The sequence below is a fragment of the Streptococcus sp. 29896 genome, assembly GCF_032594915.1.
In the GTDB taxonomy this organism is placed as follows: domain Bacteria; phylum Bacillota; class Bacilli; order Lactobacillales; family Streptococcaceae; genus Streptococcus; species Streptococcus suivaginalis.
The window spans coordinates 1,876,054-1,889,138 of the sequence record NZ_CP118733.1 but is presented as its reverse complement, the minus strand read 5'-3'; the positions used below and the strand labels follow the sequence as shown (position 1 = coordinate 1,889,138).

At 42.0% G+C, this 13,085-nt stretch carries 10 protein-coding genes and 1 pseudogene; all 11 read left to right on the top strand.

Annotation, left to right across the window (positions count from 1 at the left end; translation table 11 throughout):
* Positions 1 to 429 precede the first annotated feature (429 nt).
* The 11 genes and pseudogenes from essC (at position 430) to PXH68_RS08540 (ending at position 13,061) form a co-directional block, all read left to right on the top strand.
* A pseudogene (gene essC / locus PXH68_RS08590) lies at positions 430 to 4,863 on the top strand (type VII secretion protein EssC).
* A complete protein-coding gene (locus tag PXH68_RS08585) occupies positions 4,860 to 5,189 on the top strand; it encodes a TIGR04197 family type VII secretion effector (protein ID WP_158456446.1) in 330 nt (109 codons plus the stop codon). Before essC ends, PXH68_RS08585 begins: the two are co-directional and overlap by 4 nt.
* An 11-nt stretch (positions 5,190 to 5,200) precedes the next feature.
* Positions 5,201 to 5,587: a hypothetical protein gene (locus PXH68_RS08580; RefSeq protein ID WP_202848485.1), complete on the top strand. Its 387-nt coding sequence runs from the start codon at positions 5,201 to 5,203 to the stop codon at positions 5,585 to 5,587.
* Positions 5,580 to 7,121, top strand: coding sequence for a hypothetical protein (locus PXH68_RS08575; RefSeq protein WP_248028206.1), 1,542 nt, complete (start codon positions 5,580 to 5,582; stop codon positions 7,119 to 7,121). The genes PXH68_RS08580 and PXH68_RS08575 overlap by 8 nt, the downstream gene beginning before the upstream one ends.
* Positions 7,115 to 7,789: a hypothetical protein gene (locus PXH68_RS08570; RefSeq protein ID WP_158456452.1), complete on the top strand. Its 675-nt coding sequence runs from the start codon at positions 7,115 to 7,117 to the stop codon at positions 7,787 to 7,789. The genes PXH68_RS08575 and PXH68_RS08570 overlap by 7 nt, the downstream gene beginning before the upstream one ends.
* Entirely contained in the window at positions 7,789 to 8,109 is a 321-nt protein-coding gene (locus tag PXH68_RS08565; RefSeq protein ID WP_238336259.1) for a DUF4176 domain-containing protein, read from the top strand. Before PXH68_RS08570 ends, PXH68_RS08565 begins: the two co-directional genes overlap by 1 nt.
* Before the next feature lie 285 nt (positions 8,110 to 8,394).
* Positions 8,395 to 9,972, top strand: a complete 1,578-nt coding sequence (locus PXH68_RS08560; protein WP_248028207.1) for a T7SS effector LXG polymorphic toxin — start codon at positions 8,395 to 8,397, stop codon at positions 9,970 to 9,972.
* On the top strand, positions 9,956 to 10,651 hold the full coding sequence (locus PXH68_RS08555; RefSeq protein ID WP_024383270.1) for a hypothetical protein: 696 nt from the start codon (positions 9,956 to 9,958) through the stop codon (positions 10,649 to 10,651). The genes PXH68_RS08560 and PXH68_RS08555 overlap by 17 nt, the downstream gene beginning before the upstream one ends.
* Positions 10,652 to 10,695: 44 nt before the next feature.
* A complete protein-coding gene (locus PXH68_RS08550) occupies positions 10,696 to 11,001 on the top strand; it encodes a DUF4176 domain-containing protein (RefSeq protein ID WP_248028208.1) in 306 nt (101 codons plus the stop codon).
* A 372-nt stretch (positions 11,002 to 11,373) separates the two neighbouring features.
* Positions 11,374 to 12,468 (top strand): hypothetical protein, encoded by a 1,095-nt coding sequence (locus PXH68_RS08545; RefSeq protein WP_248028209.1) that lies wholly within the window; start codon positions 11,374 to 11,376, stop codon positions 12,466 to 12,468.
* Positions 12,456 to 13,061 (top strand): DUF443 family protein, encoded by a 606-nt coding sequence (locus PXH68_RS08540; RefSeq protein ID WP_158456456.1) that lies wholly within the window; start codon positions 12,456 to 12,458, stop codon positions 13,059 to 13,061. The genes PXH68_RS08545 and PXH68_RS08540 overlap by 13 nt, the downstream gene beginning before the upstream one ends.
* Positions 13,062 to 13,085 lie beyond the last annotated feature (24 nt).

Genomic DNA, 13,085 nt, shown 5'->3' with positions numbered 1-13,085 from the left:
GTCAGTAAGTTTCCTTCACTAAGCTTATAATAGTATGTTGCCCGGCTAGTATTAGCTGGGTATTTTGACCTAGCGAGAGGTGGATATAACTAAAAAATATAGAAATTATAATGTGAATACTATTTTCTCTTACATTCAACCGTTCAAGGTCACCTTGTCTGGATTTTTTGGCATAATGGAAAGATATATTCTTCCTTGATACATAAGATGTCAAGCTAAGCTCGGTCTAAAGCTGAGCCTGATTGCTGACAAAGGTAGGAGGCTTTGCATCTTATCTCTTTATAACTAAGTTTAGTAGCTCTGCTATTTTCCAAAAACTACCATGAAGATGGGTCACAGGTGGAAACAGGTACAAGTTCGACGTCTAGTTCAACCTCTTCTACAGAGTCATCATCAACGAGTCCATCGAGCTCGGGCGGGGAGTAAGCTATGGCAGAGACAGTAGTTTTTTATAAAGATGGTTTTCGCTATGTGGCGGATGTGTCTGCTGGAAAAAAGACTCTTTTTCAAGGCACAGAAAAGGCACAGGTTTTTGTCTCCTCACTGGATACTCCTTTGACGATTTGGTTAGATGGAGCACAAGTTTACTATGACTATGATGGAGTGGAAGGAAACCTTGTATCTGGTATGTCTTTGGCGGGGGGCGTGGTCTATCTTCTTCCGTCGGAGCAGGTGATCCTAGACCCTCTTGATAAGCAGGAATTAACGATCGGCCAGCATGCGGGAAATAGTTTTGTCCTTGCAGGGCCAAGTTGTCATGTCTTGCTCAAACGCAGTGACCAGTCATGGATGCTTTATCGTTTGGCGGGCTCCATCTATATCAATAACCTTCTGATGGAGAAGGGGGAAATGGAGCTGGCTCTTGGAGATGAGCTTGCTTTTGAGGATACTTTTTTCAAATTTTATGCAGATGAGGTCCTGGTTGCGGGTCCTGTAGAGGCTAGTGATGAGTTGGCTCGTAAGTCTGCATCGCGCTATGCTTTTTATGAGGATTATCCAGACTACCATCGCTCTCCACGGATTATCTATCGGAGTTCAGAAGACAGGGTGGCTATCAATGCTCCTTCGAATGCACCTTCAAAACCGTCTGACAGTTTGTTGAAACTAATCTTGCCTCCTCTTATGATGGTGGGGATTACATTGGTTATCATGATTTTCCAACCTCGTGGTCTCTACGTGCTTGCGACTATCGCCATGTCGATTGTGACGTTGGGGATGTCTATTGCTGGCTATATAAAGGGGAGAAAGGATTACCAGAAAGAGCTGAGAGACCGAGAAGGGCTCTATCATGACTATCTGGCTGATAAGGCCAAGGAGTTGGCTGGTCTGACCAAGTCGCAGAAAGATGGTCAGCTCTACCATTATCCTGCTATTGAGACCTTGGTGGATCTGGCAGATAGCTACCACCATCGGATTTATGAGAAGACGCCTCTTCATTTTGATTTCTTGTATTATCGCTTGGGTCTGGGTGAGGTTCCGGTGTCTTATGACCTGTCCTATGCTCAGACGGAACGGTCGGGCAAGCGGGATCCCTTGGAGATGGAGGGTTTTCAACTCTATGAACAAAACAAGACCATTTCAGATATGCCTATTGTGGCCAATCTGTCCCATGGTCCTGTCGGCTATATTGGTCCGCGGGCTTTGGTGATTGAGCAGCTCCAACTCATGGTCAACCAAATAGCACTTTTCCATTCCTATCATGATGTGCAGTTTATTACCATCATGCCAGAGGAGGAGAAGGAGCAGTGGGATTGGATGCGGTTCTTGCCTCATGCGACCTTGCAGGACATGAATGTGCGTGGTTTTGTCTATAACCAGAGGACCCATGATCAGGTGCTCAACTCGCTCAATCAGATCTTGAAATTGCGCAGGGCTCAAAAGGAAGACAAGTCCAATCGTGAGTCGACCCTCTTCAGTCCTCACTATGTGGTCTTGGTGACGGATGAGAAGTTGATTTTGGACCATGTGATTATGGAGTTCTTCACGGAGGATCCGACGGAGCTAGGCTGTAGCCTGGTCTTTGTGCAGGATGTGCTGTCTTCTCTGTCTGAGAATATCAAGACCATCATTAACATCAAGGATCGAAACACTGGTCAGCTGGTCATGGAGGAGGGTCAGTTGCGTGAGATTGACTTTGCCTTGGACCATTTCCCGGTTGGCTACGACAAGGAGACCTTGGTACGCCGTTTAGCTCCGCTTAATCACCTACAGAACCTTAAGTCTTCTATCCCTGAAACGGTGACCTTTATGGAGATGTACGGGGCTGAGACCTTTGAGGACTTGGGTGTTGTCAGTCGTTGGGAAAAGCATGCGCCTTATAAGAGTTTGGCGGTACCTCTGGGTCTTCGTGGCAAGGAGGATATCGTCTATCTGAACTTACATGAAAAGGCTCACGGTCCGCACGGTTTGGTGGCAGGTACTACGGGTTCTGGTAAGTCAGAGGTCATCCAGTCTTATATCTTAAGCCTTGCGGTTAATTTCCATCCGCATGATGTTGCCTTCCTCCTCATCGACTATAAGGGCGGGGGCATGGCCAACCTCTTCAAGGACCTGCCTCACTTACTTGGGACCATCACCAACTTGGATGGCGCCCAGTCCATGCGGGCCCTAGTGTCCATCAATGCGGAGCTGAAGCGCCGTCAACGTCTCTTTGCGGAGAATGATGTCAACCATATCAATCAATACCAGAAGAAGTACAAGCTGGGTGAGGTGAGTGAGCCCATGCCCCATCTCTTCTTGATCTCCGATGAGTTTGCGGAGCTCAAGACCAACCAACCTGACTTCATGAAGGAGCTGGTCTCAACCGCTCGTATCGGTCGAAGTTTGGGTATTCACCTGATCTTAGCTACTCAGAAGCCATCTGGTGTGGTGGATGACCAGATCTGGTCCAACTCTCGCTTCAAGCTGGCGCTCAAGGTGGCGGATCGGAGCGACTCCATGGAGATGCTTAAGACGCCAGATGCGGCTGAGATTACTCAGGTGGGTCGTGGCTACCTCCAAGTCGGAAATAATGAAGTGTATGAACTCTTCCAGTCTGCCTGGTCTGGGGCTGATTACCAGCCAGATAAGGATGAGCAGGGGATTGAGGACCATACCATCTATGCCATCAATGACATTGGTCAATATGAGATTCTCAACGAAGACCTGTCAGGTCTGGATCAGGCTGAATCCATCAAGGAGGTTCCGAGTGAGCTTCAAGCCATCGTAAGTAAGCTGAAAGCCTTGACAGAGCGCCTGTCCATCCAGGCCCTGCCGCAACCATGGTTGCCTCCGCTGTCTAAGGAAATCTTCCTGCAAGATCTACGACCACAAGGTTTCAAGGACTTGTGGGGACAGGCAAGTGGTTTGGTTGCACGCTTGGGGATGGTGGATATACCGAGTCGCCAGAGCCAAGAAGTCTTGGAACATGACTTTGAAAAGGATGGACACATCGCCCTCTTCTCTAGTCCGGGTATGGGGAAATCGACCTTTGTTTAAACCCTAGTGATGGACTTGGCACGCCAACTGACACCGGAGGAGCTACACTTCTATCTCTTGGACTTCGGTACCAACGGACTCTTGCCGTTGAGAGATCTGCCTCATACTGCGGATCTATTGATGGCGGAGGATACAGAGAAGTTGACCAAGTTCATGCGTCGGATTAAGGAAGAGTTGGCTAAGCGCAAGGCGGCCTTTAGTCGCTATGCCGTCCCAAATCTCACCCTCTATCGGCAGGCAAGTGGAGACGAGCTTCCTGTTATCTTCTTGGTTTTGGATAATTTTGACGGTTTGAAAGAGGCAAGTCTTGGAGCTGAAATGGAAACTCTCTTACAAACTCTGGCACGTGAAGGAGCCAGCCTCGGAATCTATCTGGTACTCACAGCGGGTCGCAGTGGGGCTCTTCGCCCAGGTTTACAAGCCAGTCTGAAAACACGTTTGGCATTGAAATTGACAGATGACGTCGAATCTCGTACCATTGTCGGTCGTCACCAACATGTGATGGAAGAGGTTCCTGGTCGAGGCTTGGTTCATTTGGAAGAGGTTGAGGTCTTCCAAGTAGCCCTTCCAGCCTATGCCAAGGACTCCTTTGGTCTGGTGCAGGCAGTACAGGATGAGGCAAAAAGCATGGCTGCTTCTTGGACGGGTCGTCGTCCAGAAGGCATACCAGTCATGCCTGAGAGCCTGAGCTTTGAAGAGTTTGCGGGCCTAGCAAGCGTGCAAGAAGCTGTCGCAGGTGGTGAGCTACCAATCGGACTAGACTTTGAGAATGTGGAAGCAGTACGTTTACCACTGAATAAATTGAAACATGTATTGATGGTATCTGATACTGAGGAGAACCAAGTGGTACTCATCCATCATGTCTTGAGGTCGGTGACGCAGTTAATGAAAGAGTTCAAAGTTATGTTGGTTGATTCCAGTGAGAATTTTGTGTCTTACAGAGAACAAGTTAGTCAATATATCAGTGATGAAATCACCTTGAAAACTTATTGCCAGCAACTTCTTTTCGAAATGGAAGAACGCCTCAACGAAGATATATCAAGTTTGAGACCGTGGATGATTCTCATTCCATCAATATCAGACTTTATCCACTCCACGGGTGTGACGGCTGATGAATGGAATCGCTTGTTTGAGCTTTCTCATAAAGTAAAACTTTATTTATTGATTGGCGGACAACATCAAGTACTTGGGGTAAGTAATGATTCTATTCTTAAGAAAATACGAACGGAAGCTCAGTATGTATTATTGGGTATGCGTTTAATGGATCAAAACTTCTTGGAAAAAACTTATAATAGTAAGGAAGCAAAAGTTGCGATAGATGAAATATACTTGCACAATAGAAGAGATTCTATTAAGCTCAAAATTAGTAAGGAGGGGGAAGAATGATTCAGAGTAATAGCCAAATTGCTTCACAAGTAGCGACAGGAATAGCCACAAGTGCATCGAATATATCTGGTATTGGCATGGCAACAAAAGATGGAGTTTCTAGCTACAATGGTAATAATGATGCTTCGACTCATATTTCGCGCGAAAAGGACTATAGTACTCAGGTTTCTCATAAGTTGGTTGAGTTTGTCTCTTTAGTCCAATCCATGGCTGCCGAATTTGAGGCGGTTGATCAATCCATTAGTCGTTCCTTGGATCAGTTGGTTCCTTCAGGTGGTGGTCAAGGGGCTTATTCAGGTGGTGGACGTCGCTTACTGACGGATTAAGGTGCTAGGATATGGTGGAAAAACAAGAAGAGAAAGTTCAACTGTTGCTTGAAAGACAAAAAAAGTTGGAGAGGGATATTGAACAACTAGACGAAGTGCGAAAAAAACAGGAACAATTTGAAGAAGAAGTAACGGAATCAATGGGGGAAGTCATGTATTATTTGAGGGAAACCTTGGATCTTGCTTCTTCCCCTACTGATAGTAAGGAGACTAACGAATTGATAGATGATGTGCGCATTAGTCTTTCTAAATTCCAGGGTGAGATGGATGAACAGCGTTCATTCTTGAAACAGGAAGAGAATCGTCTCTTATCGGACTTAGATGAAACACGAGTTGCTTGCATTCGTGAAGAAATTCGACTAGAAGAAGATAGCAGAAAGGAGATTAGTCATGGTTAAGGTTGAAGTAGGTAGTCTGGCAAGTCAGGCTTCCTCTAGCTCCTCTATCGTTAGTGCGCGCATCTCCACCTTACAGGGGGCAATCGGCGCTTTAGAGAGGTTTTTGGTTGAGTCGGGCTTGGAAGGTGCGGCCTATACAAGTGCCAAGAGTTATGCCAGTCAAGTCTTGATTCCCTTGGTTCAGGCTATGATACTTTATTCAGAGAGTGTCAGTGAGAATACCTCTCAATTACAGCGTCAGTATAGCTCTATTTGTAAAGGTGAGAGCCTTGATAGTGATAATTTAGAACGACAGATCCAACAATTAGAAGCTAGCTATCGAGCTGCAAGACGGACCTACGATATTTTGCTTCGAGAGTTGTCTCCGATGGCAGCAGAGTACTCTATACTAATGGGGAATATTCGTCGCCGTATCACCAAACTTCAAACGAAGTTAGATAGGCTCCATCGATTTAATGCGGTCTCTGCTCATACCTTTAGTGATATTGGTAGTCTTGAAGTGGCCTTGATGAGCGGATTGAATCAAGTCAGTGTTAACTTTAGTGGGTTTTCCGCAAGTCAGGGATTTCCAAGTTATAACAAGTCCAACCTCTCATGGGCTAAGACTGTGAATAGTCAGTGGGAGAAGAGGGAGGAGGTAATTACTGAATTTTCAGCGGTTGAGAAGAAATTGAAAAATGGTTCATCATTAACTGAAGAAGATCTCAAGATAATTGAATCTTATCAGAATCGTTTTCCTGGGGTAGAGTTGCCAGATTACGTACAGGGGTATCTAGCCAACCAAAAGGTGTCTAAATCTGAGAATGAAATAGTCTCAAATGTAATTTTTTCTGATCAAAATAAAGAGGCTATTAATACAATAGAGAATGCTGTCGAATTTGCGAAAAACGGCCTGTTTGTTTCTGCATCTGTAAGATATTGGAATAAGCATAAAAATAAATGGACAAGTGAAGTGTTTGAAGCAAGGACGTTTTCTAAAAGTGGGGCTCGCATTGAGGATATAAAAGGTGTGGGGAAATTTTTGAAAAAAAGTAAGACTCTAAAAAAGATCACATCAAAATTTCCATCGTTTGAGCATGGTCGCTTAAATAGAGATTTGAATATGATGAGAGAAACTAATATCAGTAAAAGTCTGAATCAATTTGGAAAGATAGGGGAAGTTACTGGTAAGACACTGAATATTGCATCTAAAGGATTAAAGGTTGCAGGGTGGTTGGGAACGGCTATTAGTGCAAAACAATCATTTGATAAGTATAAGAACGAAGGTTATAGCGACGAGCAAAGCATATCTTTAACAACACGGAAAGTAGTAATTGAAGGTACCACATCTGCTGTAGGTAGTGTAGCTGGCAGAGTAGCAGGTGCAGCTATCGGACAAGTGTTGATTCCAATTCCGGGAGTTGGAGCGGCTATTGGTTCAGTTGCTGGAGGAATCCTTGGTGGTATAGCAGGGAGTTGGATTGGTAGTATGGTAAATGATAATATGGATAGAAATGTGTCACCTAAAAAAAGAGGATGGAGCTGGCCATGGTAATGATCTTAAGAACTTTGTTATTCCCTGTTGATAATGGTATGGGAACTGGATTGAGTGGAGATGGATACTCCGCTGAATATGATTTGTGGACTGGTAAAGTTAGATGGCGGAAAGCTGCTGAAGGCTCAATTAGTAAACAACAAGAGCTGACATTCAGACTATTGGTACTATCTTCTATACTTTCTCCAATACTGGTGGCAGGTTTGCTATTCTTTAGCAGAAATCTATTTCAGGGGACAAAAATTTTATACAAAGATGTAGATAAGTACGCACCAATAATTTTAGGTATTGTTTTATTTTTAGCATTTGAAACTTTGATGCTTGCTATAAGAAGACGAGACCCTATTGTTCAAGTAGAACCAAGTTTAAAGAATCAACATGAATACTTTGAAAAAATGTTTGACTTTTCAATAAAGAAAAATATTTCAGGAAGAAAAATCCCTCCCTATGTAACCACATATTTAGCTTCTTTTAGTGTCTTACTATGTATCCCTCTATCTTACTATGTTTACCTAAATCCTGAGAATTTTTCAGACACAAATTATGGTCCCATTGTGACACTTTTAGTGACGAGTGTTTTTGTTTCGTTGCTACCTAACGTTCTATGGAATCTTATTATTAAGCATATTATTTATTTAAAACTTATTAGAAAAACGAAAGAGGAATAATGATGAACAAACCAGAACATATCTTACCAATCGGTACAATAGTACTTACTCAAATGGGTGAGTTTCCGTTAATGATTGTCAGCCGCGCATCTCTATATGATGATAATGGAGAAATCGGATATTTTGATTACGCTGCAGTCCCTTATCCGGAAGGAATGGGAAATGATGGTGAATATCTTTTCTTTAATCATGAAGATATTGCAAATGTTATTTATTTCGGTTATGTTAATTCACACGAACAAGTATTTTCTGACCAGTATTATGACTTGGTTAGAGAGTCTGGGTATAAAAAATTAAGTTTAGATAGTATTTTAGACTGATTCAAGTATTATTCTTTATTTCATCTGTGCTTAAATTGATATTTGAAAATTTTGAAATACAATTAGTTATAATAAGTATATATGATCAAAAGTTATAGAATATAGTCTTCCAAAGCAATTTCTATCCAGACAAGATTACCTTGTCTGGATTTTTGGCATAATGTAAGAGTATTGTTCTTCCTTGATGGATAAGAAGATTCTTCATTTACTGGTTCGATAAAAAGGAGAAACAGAATTACTACAGTCAATCAAGAGTCAGTGAAGAAAAAGTAAAGGAGAAACCGAATGGTTAAGATGAATCTACCTAGCTCGGATAATCAGGCGACTTCCATCGGTCGAGTATCGGCTTCTCGGATGGGAGCGTATGAGTCGGCTATGCAGGCTCTGGGCTCTTTTATAGGAGCAGAGGGTCTATCTGGTCAGGCTTATGACAATGCCAAAGACTATGCGGCGAGCACTCTTTTGCCTCTGCTTAAAGCAGCGATTCTCTACGAGGAATCTTTGAGCGAGGCGGTTAAGCGCCTCCCTTCCGATTATCGTGCTACCGAATACCTGGAAGGGAAAAGTCTTGATTCGGATGTATTGGAAGCAGAGTTAGCTCGTTTAGAGTCGGTTGGCATGCGTCTGGATTGGTCGATTGATCGAGCTTTGGAGATGGCTCGTGACTATCCCGATTATGAGTGGCATGCCCATTCCATGATGCGTCAGCTCAACCAGGTTATAGACCGTAAGAACAAGGTTCGTCGCCAGCTTCAAGCCTTGCGGTCTTTTGATGGGCGGTCGAGTGGTTTCTTTTCGGGTATAGGTGACTTAGAAACACAGCTTAGTCAAGGGATTGCCCAAGTCGGCAGTGACATGAGTAACTTTTCAGGAAGTTTTCCAAGCGGTCTAAGTCCAGTATGGGTTTCAGCGGTCAATCAGAAGTGGAACGACCGTGTGAAGCGGATGAGGGATACTTCCAGCCCTGCGGATTTCAGGAAGTTGGAGGAGAGGGAAGCGGATGCCTCGGATCTGAATGCTGATATTTATGGGGTTGCAGAGGATGCTGGAATTCCATATGAAGCAGTGATTAAATGGATTATTAAAGGAGAGCCACCTGGAGGTTATAAAATTGCTACTGGTATATTGGCAACCTTTGGGAGTCGGATAACTCAAGAAGGTGAAATTAAGTTCTTAGATGGTAAAAAAATTACCGTTGATAGTGCCGGTAACGTAAAAGTTGGCAACAAGATGCTTTACAATCAGAAAACTGGTCACGTTTATAATGCAAACCGTAATAATGTCGCTAGAGGACGCAGTTCTAAAACAAATTCGAAAACAGCAAGTGGAGAATATAGAAGAAATGTTGGTCATGATTTAGATGTTGATATCACTCAAGTTGGTAAAGCTAGGAACATTACGACTGCCATTGATGCTGCAAAAAGTGGATTTAAATCTGGCTTGGAATTTTGGGATGATTTTGATTGGCGCGCAAACAATATTTCAAGTCTAGGAAAGGTAGGGAAGACTGTCAAAGCATTTGGGATGATTGGAACTGTTGTGGAAGTTGGTAGCAATATCCAAGAAAACTTCATTGACGATACAACGTCTTCCACAGGTGAAAAAATTCGAAATTTTGCCATTGACCAAGGTGTTGATTTGGTTACTGGTACTGGAGCAACAGCTGTTGGTGCAGCAGTTGGAGGATTTTTTGGTACATTTATTCCTATCCCGGGAGCCGGTACGGCTATTGGGGTTGCGATTGGTATAGGTATTGGTGCGGCTATAGATAATTTGAAGGTGAATGAAGATGAATCTTTATCAGATATGGCTAAAAATGCCTTAACAGACTTGTTTGGAGGAGATAATGGCAAAGAAAAATAAAAAATTTACGAAGGAGCTTACCCCTCTTGAAAAATATGGCACAACGGTTGGTTTTCTTGGCTTGTTAGGTTGGGTAAATTTACCTTTTGTTGTTGGTTTCGCGTTAATTGGGAAAAATAATTGGCTCGGAGAATATTCAGATATACTAGCTATTTTCTTCTCGATACTAAGCATCTTCACTATGTTTTGTATCATTTTGTCCTACTTTAAAAAGTTTATTTTGGAGCATTCATTTTTGACCTACATACTCATATCTATCGAATCTATAATAATGCTTATTTGGATAGATTTTATAGGTTTTCTTTTGTTTTCTTCGAAAGATGGACATAAAACGGATAATTTTATAACCGAAAGTTTTTGGATATTTATTTTTTCGTTAACAGTACTTTTTGTCCTATCCCTTGTTTTCTTTTATTTTTACCATAAGAATGAATCTGTTTATAAACTGAATAATTATTTTAATAATGGGAAGGCTTCAAAAGGTGCTGTTAGTGTGCCAATCATATTTTCGGGTGTGATGGCAAGTAGGATGTTTTTTGAGGGGAATGCCTCATACTTGAACATAGTGGGGCTAATCCTTGCTGTTATGTTGACTGCGGTTACACCAGCAGCTATTATGGGCGGTCTCTTTTCGGCAGCCTATATTCGAAAATATCCAGATAGGAAAGAAATTCAGTAATTCTGAAATGAATATCATAACAATTATATGTAAGGAGTAACTATATGATTAAACTATTACCACTTGGTAGCATTGTCCGATTAGCGGAAGGAGATGCAAAACTAATGATTATCAGTCGATATCCGTTATATAAGAATCAAGGAGAGTTGGGCTACTTCGAGTATAGTGCCTGTCTTTATCCAACAGGACAAAATCAGGAAGAATCTTACTTTTTCAATCACGAAGATATTTCAGAAGTGATTTTTGAAGGATTTAGCGATGAGGCTGAGGAAGCAGCTCAGGAAATTTTCGAAGAAAAAATTTCTTCTGTAACAATTCCCCGTTTCAAAGTGGAGGATACCTTACAGTGACTTCAAACGTTGCGTTTTAGTTGATGAAACTGAGGTGAATTTTGATAATACAGGAGTCATTAACAAGCTATTTTCTATCTAGACAAGATTACCTTGTCTGGATTTTTGGGTATAATGGAAAGATAGAAATATTCTTCATTGACACAATAAGAAGCTAGGTTAGAATTGGTTTAAAGCGGAGTTGGTGGTGTAAAGTGAGTTTGAATAGCTATGCTTTTTCTCTGGTTTGAATCAATATGAGTAGCTCTGCTATTTTTCATGTGATAAAGCAAGGAAGGAAAAAGTCTCGGTTCGAATGTATTAGAAGCAGAGTTAGCTCGTTTAGAGTCGGTTGGCATGCGTCTGGATCGGTCGATTGATCGAGCTTTGGAGATGGCTCGTGACTATCCCGATTATGAGTGGCATGCCCATTCCATGATGCGTCAGCTCAACCAGGTTATAGACCGTAAGAACAAGGTTCGACGCCAACTTCAAGCCTTGTATGCCTTTGATGGGCGGTCGAGCGGTTTCTTTTCGGGTATAGGAGACCTAGAAACACAGCTTAGTCAAGGGATTGCCCAAGTCGGCAGTGACATGAGTAACTTTTCAGGAAGTTTTCCAAGCGGTCTAAGTCCAATGTGGGTTTCAGAGGTCAATCAGAAGTGGAACGACCGTGTGAAGCGGATGAGAGATACTTCTAGTCCTGCAGATTTCAGGAAGCTGGAGGAGAGGGAGGCGGATTATGAATTAGTTAATGCAAAATTCCAATCGATTTTTGAAAAAGCTCAAAAAGGATTTAGTCTAACAGATGAAGATATTCAAGCGGTTGAAAAATACCTTGAAAAATATCCACAAGCAAAAATCCCGGAATATCTGCAAGATGCAATAATTCGGTTTGAAAAACAAAAAGAAAATCAAATGACAGTCGCGGAAAAAATCGAGGATGCGACTCATGGGGCAGTAACTGATGTAAGTTTAGGTGGATTATCTTACTTGCTTACTAAGGAGAATGGATTGGCGTCAAAAATAGGTTACTCACTAGGGACAATTTTTGATGATGCAGCAGGACCGATTGCCCGTTCGGCTAATGATGCAATTCGCGTTAGTTATACAGGTGCAATTAATACTGTCGGTGATGCAATAGGATCAACAGTCTTTGGGGCAACTATTGGTTCAGTGATCGGTATGGTGCAAGGAGATAGCCCTGGACAGGCAATTGCAAGTTCAGTTATGACGACTGTTACATCGGTAGTGGTTGGACAAGGAATTACCTTAGGTCTTTATTCTATAGGTTTGATTGCTAGTGCAACACCAGTGGGCTGGGCCGCTATTGGTGTAGCAGCTTGGGCAATATCATCATGGCTATATAATTCTGATTTTATGGGTATGAGAAGTGTTGCTCAAGATTTTGGACAAGGTTTGGATAAGACGTTTTCTGATATCGGCAACACATTTAAAAATATTGGAGATTTTATATGGGGGAATTAGAACAAAACTACATTATTACAAAAATTGGAAATCTTCGCTATCGTCAGCTTCAAATCGGGAATGAGTACTATCTCTTGGATTTAGATACACATATCTGGACTTGGCTTGTCCCTGCAAGCGTTTGGTGGTTTCCTATGAGGGCTTATCGATTACAAGGACCAAAATCTTTTGTTGGTAAAAAACAGCCGAGTATTTCTCCTTATCTAGTTTCATCGCTAGTTGCTATCATTTTTACACGTTTTCCTTTAGGACATACAATTGAAAACCAGTTTTTTGCGATTTCAATTGTGCTAGGGGGATGCTTGCTACTATTTTTAGCGAGACTGGTATGGAGTAAGCAACAAGTAGTGAATATTGCTGATGTGAAGACTGTTCGTATAGATTTTTCTAAGTCCTCAAGACTTAACTATTTAAAAAGGATGGTATTTCCAATCTTATTTTTATTCACATTACTATTTGTTGGCGCATATTATTTTTTAATGGGAGAGCTACTTGGGATCGTTGTCGTTTTTATTTTATTTTTAATGCTACTGAATACGAGCGGTGCTTCAGTGGTACCTGATGACATTGAGAAGATAACTTGGATGCTTTAAATACCTATATGGAAAACCACTATG